General features: G+C 62.9%; 20 protein-coding genes. 13 read left to right on the top strand and 7 right to left on the bottom strand.

Annotated features, from left to right (window positions below; all coding sequences use genetic code 11):
- Nucleotides 1-47 precede the first annotated feature (47 nt).
- From hslU to hslV, 4 genes are read right to left on the bottom strand one after another with little or no spacing between them, the layout of a single operon-like run.
- Complete coding sequence (hslU, locus tag FJV77_RS21975; protein WP_142868711.1) at nt 48-1,361, bottom strand: ATP-dependent protease ATPase subunit HslU; 1,314 nt, start codon at nt 1,359-1,361, stop codon at nt 48-50.
- Between the two features lie 5 nt (nt 1,362-1,366).
- Nucleotides 1,367-1,966, bottom strand: coding sequence for a DUF2585 domain-containing protein (locus tag FJV77_RS21970; protein WP_142868710.1), 600 nt, complete (start codon nt 1,964-1,966; stop codon nt 1,367-1,369).
- Between the two features lie 4 nt (nt 1,967-1,970).
- Nucleotides 1,971-2,513 (bottom strand): GNAT family N-acetyltransferase, encoded by a 543-nt coding sequence (locus FJV77_RS21965; RefSeq protein ID WP_142868709.1) that lies wholly within the window; start codon nt 2,511-2,513, stop codon nt 1,971-1,973.
- Nucleotides 2,503-3,054: an ATP-dependent protease subunit HslV gene (gene hslV, locus FJV77_RS21960; RefSeq protein ID WP_128302721.1), complete on the bottom strand. Its 552-nt coding sequence runs from the start codon at nt 3,052-3,054 to the stop codon at nt 2,503-2,505. Before hslV ends, FJV77_RS21965 begins: the two co-directional genes overlap by 11 nt.
- Before the next feature lie 241 nt (nt 3,055-3,295).
- Between hslV and hisB the strand changes: the two genes are divergently transcribed.
- From hisB to FJV77_RS21900, 12 genes are all read left to right on the top strand, one after another.
- On the top strand, nt 3,296-3,895 hold the full coding sequence (gene hisB, locus FJV77_RS21955; RefSeq protein ID WP_142868708.1) for an imidazoleglycerol-phosphate dehydratase HisB: 600 nt from the start codon (nt 3,296-3,298) through the stop codon (nt 3,893-3,895).
- Nucleotides 3,896-3,899: 4 nt separating this feature from the next.
- On the top strand, nt 3,900-4,376 hold the full coding sequence (locus FJV77_RS21950) for a DUF2628 domain-containing protein (RefSeq protein ID WP_142868707.1): 477 nt from the start codon (nt 3,900-3,902) through the stop codon (nt 4,374-4,376).
- A 1-nt stretch (nt 4,377) separates the two neighbouring features.
- A complete protein-coding gene (hisH, locus tag FJV77_RS21945) occupies nt 4,378-5,028 on the top strand; it encodes an imidazole glycerol phosphate synthase subunit HisH (RefSeq protein WP_142868706.1) in 651 nt (216 codons plus the stop codon).
- Nucleotides 5,028-5,318 (top strand): DUF1330 domain-containing protein, encoded by a 291-nt coding sequence (locus FJV77_RS21940; protein WP_142868705.1) that lies wholly within the window; start codon nt 5,028-5,030, stop codon nt 5,316-5,318. Before hisH ends, FJV77_RS21940 begins: the two co-directional genes overlap by 1 nt.
- Before the next feature lie 2 nt (nt 5,319-5,320).
- The gene (gene hisA / locus FJV77_RS21935; RefSeq protein ID WP_142868704.1) at nt 5,321-6,067 is read left to right on the top strand and encodes a 1-(5-phosphoribosyl)-5-[(5-phosphoribosylamino)methylideneamino]imidazole-4-carboxamide isomerase; all 747 of its coding nucleotides are present in this window, start codon (nt 5,321-5,323) and stop codon (nt 6,065-6,067) included.
- A complete protein-coding gene (locus tag FJV77_RS21930; protein WP_142868703.1) occupies nt 6,064-6,900 on the top strand; it encodes an arginase family protein in 837 nt (278 codons plus the stop codon). The genes hisA and FJV77_RS21930 overlap by 4 nt, the downstream gene beginning before the upstream one ends.
- Nucleotides 6,897-7,691 carry an imidazole glycerol phosphate synthase subunit HisF gene (gene hisF / locus FJV77_RS21925; protein WP_185970392.1) on the top strand — a complete coding sequence of 265 codons (795 nt, stop codon included), beginning with the start codon at nt 6,897-6,899 and terminating at the stop codon, nt 7,689-7,691. The genes FJV77_RS21930 and hisF overlap by 4 nt, the downstream gene beginning before the upstream one ends.
- 35 nt (nt 7,692-7,726) lie before the next feature.
- Complete coding sequence (locus FJV77_RS21920) at nt 7,727-8,050, top strand: phosphoribosyl-ATP diphosphatase (protein WP_142868701.1); 324 nt, start codon at nt 7,727-7,729, stop codon at nt 8,048-8,050.
- A gap of 133 nt (nt 8,051-8,183) precedes the next feature.
- Nucleotides 8,184-9,143, top strand: a complete 960-nt coding sequence (gene coaA / locus FJV77_RS21915; protein WP_142868700.1) for a type I pantothenate kinase — start codon at nt 8,184-8,186, stop codon at nt 9,141-9,143.
- Nucleotides 9,144-9,215: 72 nt separating this feature from the next.
- Complete coding sequence (locus FJV77_RS21910) at nt 9,216-10,253, top strand: glycosyltransferase family 2 protein (protein WP_246691333.1); 1,038 nt, start codon at nt 9,216-9,218, stop codon at nt 10,251-10,253.
- Nucleotides 10,254-10,255: 2 nt separating this feature from the next.
- Nucleotides 10,256-10,699, top strand: a complete 444-nt coding sequence (locus FJV77_RS21905) for a GtrA family protein (RefSeq protein WP_246691338.1) — start codon at nt 10,256-10,258, stop codon at nt 10,697-10,699.
- A gap of 38 nt (nt 10,700-10,737) precedes the next feature.
- A complete protein-coding gene (locus FJV77_RS21900) occupies nt 10,738-12,273 on the top strand; it encodes a hypothetical protein (protein ID WP_142868698.1) in 1,536 nt (511 codons plus the stop codon).
- A gap of 46 nt (nt 12,274-12,319) precedes the next feature.
- On the opposite strand, the gene FJV77_RS21895 is transcribed toward FJV77_RS21900, so the two are convergent.
- The 3 genes from FJV77_RS21895 to FJV77_RS21885 form a co-directional block, all read right to left on the bottom strand.
- A complete protein-coding gene (locus FJV77_RS21895; RefSeq protein WP_142868697.1) occupies nt 12,320-12,937 on the bottom strand; it encodes an alpha-ketoglutarate-dependent dioxygenase AlkB in 618 nt (205 codons plus the stop codon).
- 121 nt (nt 12,938-13,058) lie between these two features.
- Entirely contained in the window at nt 13,059-13,493 is a 435-nt protein-coding gene (arfB, locus tag FJV77_RS21890; protein ID WP_112560029.1) for an alternative ribosome rescue aminoacyl-tRNA hydrolase ArfB, read from the bottom strand.
- Between the two features lie 86 nt (nt 13,494-13,579).
- Nucleotides 13,580-15,190 (bottom strand): phosphoenolpyruvate carboxykinase, encoded by a 1,611-nt coding sequence (locus tag FJV77_RS21885; RefSeq protein ID WP_142868696.1) that lies wholly within the window; start codon nt 15,188-15,190, stop codon nt 13,580-13,582.
- A gap of 346 nt (nt 15,191-15,536) precedes the next feature.
- On the opposite strand from FJV77_RS21885, the gene FJV77_RS21880 reads away from it, so the two are divergent.
- Nucleotides 15,537-16,238 (top strand): response regulator transcription factor, encoded by a 702-nt coding sequence (locus FJV77_RS21880; RefSeq protein WP_010912942.1) that lies wholly within the window; start codon nt 15,537-15,539, stop codon nt 16,236-16,238.
- The last annotated feature ends 20 nt before the right edge of the window (nt 16,239-16,258 follow it).

Genomic DNA, 16,258 nt, shown 5'->3' with positions numbered 1-16,258 from the left:
AGGACGCGCGGCGCTCTACCGGCGCCGGACTGATCCGGCGCCCTCGTTTAAAGGATGAATCGCGACAAATCTGTGTTTCTGGAGAGGTCGCCGACATGCTTTTCCACATAGGCGGCGTCGATGGTGACGCTGGTGCCGTTGCGGTCCGGCGCATCGTAGGAGATCTCGTCCAGCACGCGCTCCATGACCGTCTGCAGCCGCCTTGCGCCGATGTTTTCGACGCTGGCATTGAGGTCGACGGCGATGCCGGCGAGCGAATCGATGGCATCGTCGGTGAAGGTCAGGTCGACCCCCTCGGTCTTCATCAGCGCGATATACTGCTTGATAAGGCTGGCTTCCGTCTCGGTGAGGATGCGGACGAAATCGTCCTTCTCGAGCGCGCGCAGTTCGACGCGGATAGGCAGGCGGCCCTGCAGCTCCGGCAAAAGGTCGGACGGCTTGGCAACGTGGAACGCACCCGAGGCGATGAACAGGATGTGGTCGGTCTTCACCGGTCCGTATTTGGTCGCCACCGTCGTGCCCTCAACCAGCGGCAGCAGGTCGCGCTGCACGCCCTCGCGCGAGACGCCGGCACCGATGCCCCCCTCGCGCGAGGCGATCTTGTCGATCTCGTCGAGGAAGACGATGCCGTCGTTTTCGGTCGATTCGAGCGCCCTGCGCACCACCTCGTCCTGGTCGAGCAGCTTGTCGGATTCGTCGCTGATCAACAGCGCATAGGATTCCTTGACCGTGGTCTTGCGGCTCTTGGTCTTCTTGCCGCCCATCGCCTTCGACAGCATGTCGTTGATGTTGAGTACGCCGATATTGCCGCCGGGCATGCCGGGGATCTCGAAGCCGGGCATGCCGCCGTTGCCGGTGTCGGCCACCTCAACCTCGATCTCCTTGTCGTCGAGCTCGCCGTCGCGCAGCTTCTTGCGGAAGCTGTCGCGCGTGGCCGGGCTCGCCGTCTTGCCGACGAGGGCTTCCAGCACGCGTTCCTCGGCGTTGATGTGGGCACGCGCCTTGACGTCCTCGCGCATCTTTTCGCGTACCAGGCCGATGGCGATCTCGACGAGGTCGCGGATGATCTGCTCGACATCGCGGCCGACATAACCGACCTCGGTGAACTTGGTGGCCTCGACCTTGACGAAAGGCGCACCGGCGAGCCGCGCCAGGCGGCGCGATATCTCGGTCTTGCCGACGCCGGTCGGGCCGATCATCAGGATGTTCTTCGGCATCACCTCTTCGCGCATCTGGCCTTCCAGCTGCTGGCGGCGCCAGCGGTTGCGCAAGGCGATGGCCACGGCGCGCTTGGCGTCCTTCTGGCCGATGATGAAGCGGTCGAGTTCCGAAACGATTTCGCGGGGAGAGAAGGTGGTCATATCACTCAAATTCCACTTTGCCACTGCTTGATGGACTCGAACGGATGCAGCAGCATGATCACGTTGAGCGTCAGATTGTCCCGGATGAGGTAGCCGACACCCAGTTCGAAGATGAGGGCGAGGCCGACGACGACTGATATAGGTAGCTTTCGCGCCATCACAAATCCCAGCACCATGGCCAGTGTGTCGGACACCGAATTGATGATCGAGTCGCCATAGTAATCCAGCGAAATGGTGCCGGCACGGTAGCGTTCGATGATGAACGGGCTGTTTTCCAGGAGCTCCCAGCCGCCCTCGATGACGACCGCAAAAGCCAGGCGCAGACCGATCGGCGAGCGCGGAAACAGGAACCAGGCCAAGGCGTAGAACAGGAAGCCGTGGATGATATGCGAGAAGCTGTACCAGTCGGAAATGTGCTGGGAATTCTCCGAACTGTTCACCACCCCGTGCCAGAGTTTGACGTAGCCGCAGGTGCAGATCGGCGTGCGGCCCATGCCGTAAAGCGCGCCCGCCTGGAAGATGAGCAGAGCGAGCACGAGGAGAAGCCCCATCCGCCAGCTGTCTTCATAGGCCAAGTATTTTTTGTCCACGCTCGGTGTCGTCATCAGGTTATTCCCCCTCTTGCGCGTCGATCTCTTCGGCATCGCCCTCTTCGGCATCGATTGCCATCAGCACGACGTCCCCATATTCCGAGTGCCTGCGATCGATAGCCCTGAAGCCCGCCTTTTCATAGGCGCGGATGGCGCGGCCATTGTCGGGATGCGGATCGATGATGACGCGCGGCGCGCCTTCCTCGAACAGTTGTTCCACGAACTGCCTGACGATGGCCGAGCCATGACCTTTGCCGACAAGGTCCGGCATGCCGATCGACAGGTCGATGCCGAGCGTGCCGAAAGGCTGGTCGGCATAGGGATGACCGTCCTCCAGATGCGGGTCGTAGCTCTGCAGATAGGCGATCGGCTTGCCGTCGAGTTCGACGATCAGCGGCTCGACGGAAATCGAGGCGATGTGATCGCGGATCCCGGCGATTTCCGTCTCCGGATCGTCCCACCACTCGGCGACATGCGGCTCGGCCAGCCAGCCGGCGATCATCGGCAGGTCTTTTTCCACAACCGGCCGAAAATCGTAGAGCACCGGCGGCTCAGGCGGCATCGAGCGTTTCGATGACGAAATTGTTGTTGGTGTAGACGCAGATGTCGGATGCGATCTGCATCGCCTTGCGGGCGATCTCCTCGGCATCCTTGTCGCTATCCATCAGCGCACGGGCAGCGGCGAGTGCATAATTGCCGCCGGAGCCGATGGCCATGACGCCGAATTCAGGCTCCAGCACGTCACCGGTGCCGGTCAGCGCCAGCGAGACCGACTTGTCGGCCACCAGCATCATCGCTTCCAGCCGGCGCAGATAGCGGTCGGTGCGCCAGTCCTTGGCGAGCTCGACGCAGGCGCGCGTCAGCTGGTCGGGATATTGTTCGAGCTTGGCTTCCAGCCGCTCCAGCAAGGTGAAGGCATCCGCCGTGGCGCCGGCGAAACCGGCAATGACATTGCCGCCCTTGCCTATGCGGCGCACCTTTTTGGCGTTGCCCTTCATGATGGTCTGGCCAAGGCTGACCTGGCCGTCGCCGGCGATCACCACCTTGTTGCCCTTGCGCACCGTCACGATGGTCGTGGCATGCATGGTCAGTTCATTCGACATTTATAGCTCCGATTCGCGCGATCCCGATAAGGCGATTGGCGCGGGATTTCGATCGGCCATATGTATGCATGGGGCAGGTGATTGCAAACCGCCTCCGCTACCGGCGATAGCGATCCGCATCGCAACTGGCAATCGCCGGATCATGCTGCTAGAAGGCTTTCGTTTTCAAGCAAATGAGCGCTTGGAGGCGTTGTCTTTCCGTTTTGCCCCCAGTCGTTTGCCCAAAGACAAGGACAAGGTCATGGCGTCCCGATCCGCCGAAGTCAGCCGCAAGACCAAGGAAACCGAGATCGCGGTCTCGGTCCATGTCGACGGCACCGGTATCTCCGACATGTCGACGGGCGTCGGCTTCTTCGACCATATGCTCGACCAGCTGTCGCGCCATTCGCTGATCGACATCACGGTCAAGGCCAAGGGCGACCTGCATATTGATGACCATCACACGGTCGAGGACACCGGCATTGCAATCGGCCAGGCGCTGGCCAAGGCGCTGGGCGAACGGCGCGGCATCATGCGCTATGCCTCGATTGATCTCGCCATGGACGAGACGCTGACGCGCGCGGCGATCGACGTGTCGGGCCGGCCGTTCCTGGTCTGGAACGTCGCCTTCTCGTCGCCGAAGATCGGCACGTTCGACACCGAACTGGTGCGCGAATTCTTCCAGGCGCTGGCGCAGAATGCCGGCATCACGCTGCATGTCACCAACCATTATGGCGCCAACAACCATCACATCGCCGAGACCTGCTTCAAGGCGGTGGCGCGCGCCCTGCGTGCAGCACTGGAGCGCGACCCGCGCCAGCCGGACGCGGTTCCCTCCACCAAGGGATCTCTGAAAGGGTAGGCTGATGGCCATCTATGTCGTGATGGAACCGCCAGGCCGCACCGAGGCGGGCGACGCAACCATTTTTGTCCGCGACGGGTTTTCCTGGCTGGCTTTCCTGCTTGCGCCGCTTTGGCTCGCCTGGCACCGGCTGTGGATCGAGGCCGCGCTCGCCTTCGTCGCCATGGGCCTCATCTCGCTGCTCGGCCAAAGGCTGGGACTGGATTGGGCAGGCTCGGCGCTGTCGCTGCTGGTCTCGCTCTATATCGGCCTGGAAGGACAAGGGTTGCGGATCGCGGCCCTGCGCCGCCGCGGCTGGCATGAATGGGGCGTCGTCGAAGCCGACAATCCTGACGGTGCCGACATCCGCCAGGCGCTGGACGCGGAGGCGCAGGCGGAGGAACAGGCGCCGCTGCCACGCATCGTGCCGGACGCCAGTCTCGCCCGGCCGGCGCAGACCGGCCTGACGCTCGGGCTGACCCACACGCCGGGAAAAGGCTGACATGCGGGTAGCAATCATCGATTACGGGTCGGGCAATCTGCGCTCGGCCACCAAGGCCTTCGAGCGCGCCGCGCATGAAGCCGGGATTGCCGCTGCCATAGAACTCACCGCCGATGCCGAACGGGTGCGCAGCGCCGACCGCATCGTGCTGCCCGGCGTCGGCGCCTATGCCGACTGCGCGGCAGGCCTGCGCGGCGTGGCCGGCATGTGGGAAGCGGTGGAGGAGGTGGCGATCGCCAAGGCGCGGCCGTTTCTCGGCATCTGCGTCGGCATGCAGCTGATGTCGCAGCGCGGCCTGGAAAAGACCGTGACCAACGGCTTCGGCTGGATTGCCGGCGACGTCAAGGAGATCGCGCCGACCGATCCGGCGCTGAAAATCCCCCAGATCGGCTGGAACACGATCGATCTCAACCGCAAGCACCCGCTGTTTTCCGGCATTGCGACCGGGCCGAAGGGCCTGCACGCTTATTTCGTCCATTCCTATCATCTTGACGCGACAAAGCCGGACGAGGTGCTGGCCGTTACAGACTATGGCGGCCCGGTAACGGCTGCGGTCGCCCGCGGCAACCTCGTTGGCACGCAGTTCCATCCCGAAAAAAGCCAGGCGCTCGGCCTGGCGCTGATCACCAATTTCCTGCGCTGGAGACCCTGATGAGCAAGAAGGGCTACTGGATCGCGCTGGTCGATGTCCGCGATCCCGAGATCTACAAACAGTACATCGAAGCCAACGCCAAAGCCTTCGCCAAATATGGCGCGAAGTTCATCGTGCGGGCCGGGCGTTATGAAAATCCGGAAACGTTGACCGGCAACCGTCATGTCGTGGTCGAGTTCGAATCCTACGATGTGGCCGTGGCCTGCTATCACTCGCCGGAGTACCAGGAGGCTTCGAAATACAGGCTCGCCGCCTCGACCGGCCATTTCGTCATCGTCGAGGGTGCCTGACCGTGATCCTGTTTCCCGCCATCGATCTCAAGGACGGCAAATGCGTGCGGTTGAAGCACGGCGATATGGCGACCGCGACGATCTACAATGATGACCCTGCGGCCCAGGCCAGGGCCTTCGAGGACCAAGGGTTTGAGTGGTTGCACGTCGTCGACCTCAACGGCGCCTTCAAGGGCCAGAGCGTCAACAGCGCGGCGGTCGGCGCCATTCTCAAGGCGACGAAGAACCCGGTGCAGCTTGGCGGCGGCATCCGCACGCTGGCGCAGATCGAGGATTGGCTCGATCGCGGGCTGGCGCGCGTCATTCTCGGCACAGTGGCGGTGCGCGACCCCGACCTGGTAAAGCAGGCCTGCAAGGAATTCCCGGGCAAGATTGCCGTCGGCATCGACGCCAAGGGTGGCAAGGTGGCGGTGGAAGGCTGGGCCGAGGCCTCCAGCCTCGGCGTCATCGAACTGGCGCAGAAATTCGAAGGCGCGGGCGTTGCCGCCATCATCTACACCGACATCGACCGCGACGGTGTTTTGACCGGCATCAACTGGGATGCCACGATCGACCTCGCCGACGCGGTGTCGATCCCGGTCATCGCCTCGGGCGGACTGGCCTCGATCGCCGACATTGTGCGTATGACCATGCCCGACGCGAAAAAACTCGAAGGCGCGATCTCCGGCCGCGCGCTCTATGACGGGCGCATCGATCCGGCCGAGGCGCTGGCGGTGCTGCAGGGCAAGGCAATGGAGACCCGCACGTGAAAATCTCCATCATCCTCGCCTCCTATGACAGCGGCCACTATCACGGCGGCATGGGCCAGGGACCGGACGCGATCGTCGCCGGCGGGCTCGTCGATGCGCTGACGCTGGCCGGGCATGACGTCGTCGTTACGGATATCGGCAGGGTTGGCGACGAGCAGGAGCGCGAGATCGCAACCGGCTTTGCGGTCTGCAATGCCGTCTGCGGCGAGGTCCGCATCGCCCTGGACCGCGGCCGCTTTCCGATCGTGCTCGCCGGCAACTGCCTGACATCGGCCGGTGCGGTCGCCGGCGAAGATGCCGATGCGATCATCTGGGCCGACCAGCATGGTGACCTCAACACGCCCGAAACCTCCGTCTACGGCTTTCTCGACGGCATGGCGCTGGCGACGGTCCTGGGCCTGTGCTGGAAGCCGATGGCCTCGGCTATCCCCGGCTTCAAACCGATCGACCCGGCCCGCTGCGTGCTGGTCAATGCGCGCGACCTCGACCCCGCCGAACAGGAGCTGTTGAAGACGCTGCCGGTGATCCGCGCTGAATGCCCCGACTGGGCAACGGCCTGTGGCAGACTAAAGGCGCCGGACGCAAAGCGGGTGCACCTGCATCTCGACCTCGACGTGCACGATCCCGAGGCGCTGCAGGCCAACCGCTACACCACGCCGGGCGGCCCGGAGCCGAAACAGCTGCGCCAGGCGGTCTGCGGCATCGCCGGTCTGCTGCCGATCGCCGGCATCACCATCTCGGCCTACGATCCGGCCTTCGACGCGCAGGCCGAGGTTCCGCCGCTGGTCGGCGAACTGCTCAGCGAGTTGCTGGCGACGATGGAGGAGAGTTGATGCTGAAGGCTCGCGTCATCCCTTGCCTCGATGTCAAGAACGGCCGCGTCGTCAAGGGCGTCAATTTCGTCGATCTGGTCGATGCCGGCGACCCGGTCGAGGCGGCAAAAGCCTATGACGCGGCCGGCGCCGACGAGCTCTGCTTTCTCGACATCACCGCGTCGTCCGACAACCGGGAAACCATCTTCGACGTCGTCGCCCGCACCGCCGAACAGTGCTTCATGCCGCTGACGGTCGGCGGCGGCGTGCGGCAAGTCGCCGATATCAGAAAACTGCTGCTGGCCGGCGCCGACAAGGTGTCGATCAACACGGCGGCGGTGAAGAACCCGGATTTTGTCGCCGAGGCAGCGGACAAATTCGGCAATCAGTGCATCGTCGTGGCCATCGACGCCAAGAAGGTTTCCGCCGCGGGCGAGAGCGACCGCTGGGAGATCTTCACCCATGGCGGCCGCGAAAAGACCGGCATCGATGCGGTCGAGTTTGCGCGAAAAATGGTCGATCGTGGCGCCGGCGAGATCCTATTGACCTCGATGGACCGTGACGGCACCAAGGCGGGCTACGACATTGCGCTGACCCGCGCGATTGCGGATGCGGTGCGCGCGCCGGTGATCGCGTCGGGCGGCGTCGGCACGCTCGATCATCTGGTCGAGGGCATCCGCGACGGCCATGCCGGTGCGGTGCTCGCGGCGTCGATCTTCCATTTCGGCACCTACACGATTGCCGAAGCCAAGGCGCATATGGCCAAGGCCGGCCTGCCGATGCGGCTGGACTCGTCCGTCGATCGGCCCTAGAGCGTTTCCGGCTAAGAAAGGCTTGCTACCTCGCCATGGCTGAATTCTCGCTCTCCGAGCTGGAGACAATCATCGCCCAACGCGCCCGGTCCGGCGACCCGGACTCGTGGACGGCGAAACTGTTTGCCAAGGGCATGGACAAGGCCGCGCAGAAGCTTGGCGAGGAAGCGGTCGAGACCGTCATTGCCGCCATCAAAGGCGACAAAAAAGCCCTCGTTTCCGAAAGTGCCGATCTTATATATCATTGGCTTGTCGTGCTCGGCATTGCGGAGGTTCCGCTGGACGACGTACTGCGCGAGCTCGAGAGCCGTACCGGCCGCTCGGGCGTCGCCGAAAAGGCTTCGCGGTCGAAGGGTTGACCGCTAGAGCCGGATGATTTCAGGCCAAGGCCTGAAATCTGAATCCGTCTCTAAAATTAAAGAAGGAGCATGATGTCGTCCGAAAACCGCTTCACACTTTTCGGCATCATGCTCTAGGAGGGCAGGAAACTCGATGGACCAGCTCGCTCCGACCGAGAAATATTCCCCCTATCGTTTCTTCTCGGCCGAGCAATGGTCGAACTTCCGCGCCGACACGCCGATGACGCTGAGCGAAGACGAGATCAACCGTCTGCGCTCGCTCAACGACCCGGTCGACCTGGAAGAGGTCAAGCGCATCTATCTGTCGCTGTCGCGGCTGCTGTCGGCCCATGTCGAGGCCAGCCAGCTGCTGTTTCGGCAACGCCAGGCCTTTTTCAACGCGCTGGATGTGGTCAAGACGCCGTTCATCATCGGCATTGCCGGTTCGGTCGCGGTCGGCAAGTCGACCACGGCGCGCGTGCTGAAGGAGCTTCTGGCGCGCTGGCCGTCGAGCCCCAAGGTCGACCTCATCACCACCGACGGCTTCCTGCTGCCCAACGAGGTTCTGCGGCGCGACAATCTGATGGAACGCAAGGGCTTTCCCGACAGCTACGATGTCGGCGCGCTGCTGCGCTTCCTCTCGGGCATCAAGTCGGCGCAGCGAAATGTCCGCGCGCCGGTCTATTCGCATTTGACCTATGACGTCATTCCCGGCGAGTTCGTCACCATCGACCGGCCCGACATATTGATCTTCGAAGGCATCAATGTGCTGCAGCCCGGCAAATTGCCGAAGGACGGCAAGATAGTTCCGTTCCTGTCCGATTTCTTCGATTTCGCCATCTATATCGATGCCGACGAAAAGCTGATTCATCACTGGTACATCGCCCGTTTCATGCGGTTGCGCGAGACCGCCTTCCGCAATCCGGACTCCTTTTTCCATCGCTATTCGCAGCTTTCCGAAGACGCCGCGCGCGCCATTGCGGAAGGATTGTGGGCCAACATCAACCTGAAAAACCTGCGCGAGAACATCGTGCCGACGCGGGCGCGCGCCGACCTCATCCTGCGCAAGGGCGCCAATCACCTAGTCGAGGAAGTGGCACTCAGGAAACTGTGACCACTGGGTTAACGGCACCTTAGGCAATCCCGGCTAGTTTTTGCTGCAATTCCAGCGGGCCGGGAGCAAGCGGTGATCAATGCGAGCGATGCCGTGGGCCGCCAGGCCACGGTCTATTCCCTGGTCATTCCGATCTTCAACGAGGAAGCGGTGCTGCCGCTGCTGGTGCGGCGCATCGGCATGCTGCTGGACGCGCTGGACGGTCGTGCCGAAGCAATTTTCGTCGACGACGGCAGCCGCGACACCAGCGTCATCTTCCTGCGCGGCATGGTAGCTGAGGATGACCGCTACAGGCTGATCGAGCTGTCGCGCAATTTCGGCCACCAGATCGCCATCACGGCCGGCATGGATGCCGCCGCGGGCGAGGCCGTCATCGTCATGGATGCCGACCTGCAGGATCCGCCGGAGGTGGTGCTCGATCTCATCGCCAAGTGGAAAGAAGGCTATGAGATCGTCTATGCGCGGCGCATCCGGCGTGAGGGCGAAACCTGGTTCAAGCGGGTCAGCGCCAGTATCTTCTACCGGCTGATCGAGAAGATGACCTCCGTCGATATCCCGCGCGATGTCGGAGATTTCCGGCTGATCGGGCGCAAGGCGCTGGAAACCTTCAAACGCATGCCCGAGCGTGATCGCTTCGTGCGCGGCATGTTCGGCTGGATGGGCTTCAAGCAGACCGCTGTGCCATTCGAGAGGCCGATGCGGGCGGCAGGCGAAACCAAATATCCGTTCTGGAAGATGGTGCGGCTGGCCGTGCACGGCATCGTCAGCTTTTCCGACAAGCCGCTGCGGCTGGCGCTGTGGGCGGGTCTGGCCATTTCCGGCCTCGCCGCCCTGCTCGGCCTCTACGCGGTGTTTTCCTGGCTTTTTGTCAGCGGCGTCGTCCATGGCTGGACATCGACGGTGGTGATCATTTCCTTCCTGTCGGGCATCAATCTGCTGATGACCGGCGTCATCGGCCTTTATGTTGGCGGCATTCATGCCGAGGTGAAACGGCGGCCGCTTTACGTCGTCGACCGGCTGACCGGCTTCGAGGAAGCGATCGCCGCGATGAACAATTCCCAGGCGTCGAAAAAAACGCCGCCTGCGACGCATGAACGCCGGTTCGGTTGACTGTGCGCCAGGCGGTCAACGATCCTTTGCCCGGCTACTGGTCATGGGCCATGGGCCGTTCGGAGCCAGCGCGAATCCTCCGATTTGCCGCGATCGGCTGCGTATCGACCCTGATCTACGCCGTGCTGACCCTGGCGCTTTCGGCCCGCCACGGCTTCGGCATGCCGGCGACAATAGCCTCGATCGCCGGCTATGGCGCCGGCGCGGTGTTCTCCTATTGCGGGCATCGCTTCGTAACGTTCATGTCGGACGGCGCGGTCGGCTTCGAGATCGTCCGCTTCGCCTGCGCCACCGCGCTCGGATTTCTGCTCTCGGTCGGGCTGGCCGTGATCCTTGCCGACGTAGCCGGACTGCCGCCCTTGGTGCCGGTGGTAATCGCTTCCGTTCTGGTTCCGCTCCTGAACTTCATCATCCTGCGCAAATTCGTCTTCGTGGCGGCCCGATGAGTACGGAGATCCGCACTTCGCTCATTGAGAGATCCGCCATGACTTCGGCCCAGGGCAGCTCGCGAACGCTGCCATGGACCCTGGTCTTCTGCCTGCTGGTGCTGGTGGCGGCCGTGCCCTGGCAGATGCGCTGGGGTGTCATACCCGACACCAGTTGGGCAATCACCATGTCCGAGAAGGTGCTTGCCGGCTCACGACTCTATGTCGATCTCTTCGAGGTCAATCCGCCGTTCACGCCATGGCTGTTCATGCCGGCCGTGGCCCTGGCGCAGGCGCTCCGCATTTCGCCGGAAGTCGTCATTCATCTCTATGCCTATGCGATCTGCCTGCTGGGTCTCGGCTTTGCCGCGCGGATAGCCAGCTTGGCCGGCTTTGCCGAAAACCGTGTCCTGTTCTCGATGCTGCCGCTGTTCCTGGCACTGCTGATCATTCTTCCCGGCAATGCTTTCAGCGAGCGGGAACATCTGGGCGTCGCGCTGTTTCTGCCGTTGCTGGTGTTGATGGCCTGGCGCGCCGCGCCGACGGAAGGGCGCACGCCGAGCTTGCTTATAGCGGTACTGGCCGGCCTTTGCGGCAGCGTACTGGTGCTTGTGAAACCCTATTATGCGCTGATGGTGCTGGTTCCGGCGCTCTACGTGGCCTGGCGGCGCCGGTCGATCTGGTCACTCTTCTGCATCGAATACTGGGTAATCGGCTTGGTCTGCGCCGCCTATCTTGTCGCCGTGCTGTACTTCTATCCAGAATTCCTCAACGCCATCTACCCGGTGCTGGCCGACACCTATATGCGGCTGCGGGTCGTGCAAGCGCTGTTGGTCAAGTATGCGCCGGCCTATCTCGTCGCACTCTACATGTTGCGTTTGCTTCGGCCGGGCCTCGCCTTGTCGCCGCTGATCATGGTGTTCGTCCTGGCGTCACTGGCGGCCGCAGTGCCTCTTGTCTATCAGGCCAAGGGTTGGCCCTATCATGCATTCCCGGCGCTCAGCCTGATGGCCGCGGCGTTGCTGCTCCGAGCCGTGCAGATCGACCCCGCGAGGCAATCGCCATCGGGCATGGGCATGGGGTCTGCGCGCATGCTTTTGCTTGCCACCACCATTCTGGCCAATGCCGTTCCCTTCTGGCCCAGCCAGAAACCCGGCGCCGATTTCGTCGCCACGATAAAGGCCGCGGTCGACCACCCGACGGTCGCACTCATAGGGTCGGACATTGCCGCGGGCCATCCGCTGACGCGGATGGTCGGCGGCAGCTGGATCTCGATCTACTGCAGCGATTGGCTTGGGGGATTCGCCACCTATTTCGCGCAGGTCGAGGCGCAAAGCGGCAACCAGGCGGCGGCCGAACACTACCGGCAGATCACCGATCGCTACATCGACGACAAGCTTGCCCAACTCGAAAGCAAGCGGCCATCGCTGGTGATTGTGCAGAAAGCGGACATCTTGTGGTTAACCGAGCTTTCCGGCCGACAGGATTTCGTCCGCTTCATGCAAGGCTACCGGCAAATCGCCGAGGATGACACGTTGAAGGTCCTTGTCCGCGACGATGCTAGAGCTGCGAACCGCTCTATCTCTTTGTTTTGACGCAATTCCGGACGGAAAAGCGCTTCACACTTTTCCCGGAATTGCTCTAGCAGGCCTTCGTCACCCGCCGCAACGTCAGATTGATGCGGCCGCCATTCTTCAGCAGCGCCGAGGTCGACGGGTAGATGCGGTCGACGCCGTGGAAGCAGAGCCGGCCTTCACCGCCGAGCACGACGACATCGCCGCTTTTCAGCCTGAACGATTTGGTGCCGCCGTCGCGTGTCGTCTGGCCGACCCGAAACAGGCAGTCGTCGCCAAGCGAGACGGAAACCACCGGGGCCGCGAAATCGAGTTCGTCGCGGTCCTGATGCAGGCCCATTTTGGCGTCCTGCGTGTAGAAATTGACCAGGCAGGCCTCCGGCGGATGCGGATGGGCAGAAACCTCCTGCCACAACTGCATCAACGCGTCGGGGATCGGCGGCCATGGCTCCCCGGTCAGCGGATGCATCGGCTGGTAGCGATATCCCAGTTCCTTGTCGGTGACCCAGCCGAGCGGGCCGCAATTGGTCATGCGCACGCTCATCTCCTTGCCGGTGCGCGGCATGGCCGGCACGAACAGCGGCGCCTGCTGCACCACCTTGCGGACGTCTTCGACCAGCGCTTCCTGCGCCGCGCGGGGCAGATAACCAGGCATATGGCGGACGCCTTTGGGCAGAACGAGCATGGGGACGCTTCACCTAATTGATCTGGCCGACAATGCCACCGCCAAACAAAACGGCGACCCGAAAGCCGCGGTGTATCCGATTTCGGTCAGGCATCGCCGGCGCACTACATCGGTCAGGCGCTCAATCGTTCTCCACCCGGCCGCGCAGCTTCTTGATCGTGCCTCTTCCGGCCTTGCTCTTCAGACGCCGCTCCACCGCGCCTTTCGACGGCCTGGTCTTCTTGCGCGGCGGCGGCGGTGGTTCGGCGGCCTTGGCGACCAGTGCCGTCAGCCTTGCCCGGGCATCGGCCCGGTTTTGCTCCTGGGTGCGGAAGCGCCCGGCCTCGATGACGATGACACCATCCTTGGTGGCACGCTGGCCGGCAAGCTTGATGGTTCGTGCGCGTACGCGCTCCGACAGGCCGGCCGCATTGGCCGCGTCGAAGCGCAACTGCACTGCGGTGGCCACCTTGTTGACGTTCTGGCCGCCGGGACCGGACGAGCGGATGAAATCCTCGTGCAGGTCGCCCTGGTGGATCACGGCTTCGTCGGCAATGATGATGTCGTCGATCGGCATGCCGCAGTCATGGCGCGGCGGACCGAAAAAGAAAAGGCCCGATCGGGACCGGGCCTTTCAACGACATACCGAGAGCGACGTCGCGATTACTCCGCAGCCTCCTGCAGGCGCGGTGCGGCGCCGAGCACAACGGCATCGACATGGCTTTCGAACTTCTCGAAGTTGACGGCGAACATGCCGACCAGCCTTGCTGCCTGGCGGTCATAGGCAGCCTTGTCGGCCCAGGTCGAACGCGGGTCGAGAATGGCGCTGTCGACGCCCGGAACGGCCACCGGCACCTCGAAGCCGAAATTGGCATCGGTGCGGAAGCCGGCCGCCTTCAGCGAACCGTCGAGGGCAGCGGACAGCAAGGCGCGCGTCGCCTTGATCGGCATGCGCTTGCCGGTGCCATAGGCGCCGCCGGTCCAGCCGGTGTTGACCAGCCAGCAATCGGCGTCGTGGCGGGCGATCAACTCGCGCAGCAGATTGCCGTATTCCTTGGGATGGCGCGGCATGAACGGCGCGCCGAAACAGGTCGAGAACGTTGCTTCCGGCTCGGTCACGCCCTTTTCGGTGCCGGCCACCTTGGCGGTGTAGCCGGAGAGGAAGTGATACATCGCCTGCGCCGGGGTCAGCCGCGCGATCGGCGGCATGACGCCGAAAGCATCGGCGGTCAGCATGATGATGTTTTTCGGGTGGCTGGCGCGCCCGGTCTTCGAGGCGTTGGGGATGAAGTCGAGCGGATAGGCGCAGCGCGTGTTTTCGGTCAGCCGGCCATCGTTGAAATCCGGCACGCGGTTTGCGTCGAGCACGACATTTTCCAGCACCGTGCCGAAACGCTGCGTGGTGGCAAAGATCTCCGGCTCGGCTTCGGCCGACAGCCGGATCGTCTTGGCGTAGCAGCCGCCTTCGAAATTGAAGATGCCATGCGGCCCCCAGCCATGCTCGTCGTCGCCGATGAGCGTACGCGACGGATCGGCCGACAGCGTCGTCTTGCCGGTGCCGGAAAGCCCGAAGAAGATCGCCGCGTCGCCGGCCGGTCCCTCATTGGCCGAGCAGTGCATCGGCATGACGCCCTTGGCCGGCAAGAGGTAGTTCAGCATGGTGAACACCGACTTCTTCATTTCGCCGGCATAGGAGGTGCCGCCGATCAGCACGATCTTGCGGATCAGGTCGACCGCAATCACCGTTTCGGTGCGGCTGCCGTGGCGGGCCGGATCGGCGCGGAAGGACGGCAGGTCGATGATCGTCATCTCCGGCACGAACTGCTCGAGCTCGGCAGCATCGGGGCGAATGAGCAGGTTGCGGATGAACAGCGAGTGCCAGGCGAATTCGGTGATGACCCGCGTCGGCAGCTTCAGATCGGCATCGGCGCCGCCGACGAGATCCTGCACATACAGATCCTTGTCCGCGGCGTGGACAAGGAAATCGGCGAACAGCGTCTCGAACTGGGCCGGCGAAATCGCCTTGTTGTTGTCCCACCAGATATGGGCCTCGGTGGCGCCGTCGCGCACGACAAACTTGTCCTTGGGCGAGCGGCCTGTGTGTTGTCCGGTCTCGGCAAGCAGCGCACCGCTGGCGGTCAACCTGGCCTCCCCACGGCGGATCGCGTCCTCGTAAAGGGCGGCCGCACCAAAATTATAATGCACCGTGCCGGTGGTTTTCAGACCGATACGATCGATCGCGCAGGCGGAATTGCGTTTGCCGACTTCCGACATCAAGGGTCCCTTCTTCTGGATTCGCCGCTCTTTGCCGGCGCATTTCCGGCATGCCCGCGATGGGGGCTGAGACGGTCAGAACCAGAAAACCCAAATGATATCAAATCATTAATCGATTTAAAAAATTTGAAAGTTGTTTAAATCGTTTATATGTGCAAAAAATCACAGTGGTTGCCCAAAGGATTGGCACACAGTGTTCGTCCAATCCGTGTAGAGGTGCGATTGAGGCCGCCGGCAAGCCGTCCGCGACAGCGGATGTAGCCTGTGCCACATTTTGTACCTAATTTGTCCTGCAAAAGCCCCTTCTCTAAGACAGAAGGGACAGCTCATGAGGGAGCCGCTTGAAATGGCAACAATCGCGCTTGTCGATGACGATCGCAACATTCTGACGTCGGTCTCGATTGCCCTCGAATCCGAGGGGTATCGCGTCGAGACCTACACGGATGGGGCGTCGGCGCTGGAAGGCTTGGCGGCGCGTCCGCCGAATCTCGCCATCCTCGACATCAAGATGCCGCGCATGGACGGCATGGAGCTGTTGCGCCGAATGCGGCAGAAGTCCGATCTGCCGGTGATCTTCCTGACCTCGAAGGACGACGAGATCGATGAGCTTTTCGGCCTCAAGATGGGCGCCGACGATTTCATCCGCAAACCGTTCTCGCAGCGCCTGCTGGTCGAGCGGGTGCGCGCCGTGCTGCGCCGTGCCAGTGCCCGCGAGGCTGCGGCAAAGGCGCCCAGCCAGCAGGCCCGTTCGCTCGAACGCGGCCAGCTCGTCATGGACCAGGAACGCCACACCTGCACCTGGAAGGGCGAGCCGGTGACGCTGACGGTCACCGAATTTCTCATCCTGCACTCGTTGGCGCAGCGCCCCGGCGTGGTAAAAAGCCGTGATGCGTTGATGGATTCGGCCTATGATGAGCAGGTCTATGTCGACGACCGCACCATCGACAGCCACATCAAACGGCTGCGCAAGAAGTTCAAGGCCGTCGACGATGACTTCGAAATGATCGAAACGCTTTACGGAGTCGGGTACCGGTTCCGCGAAGCTTAAGACCGGACCGGGAGCTGCTA

Origin of the sequence: Mesorhizobium sp. WSM4306, assembly GCF_007003975.1 — a bacterium.
Lineage (GTDB): Bacteria > Pseudomonadota > Alphaproteobacteria > Rhizobiales > Rhizobiaceae > Mesorhizobium.
This window is presented reverse-complemented; position numbering and strand designations above follow the sequence as displayed.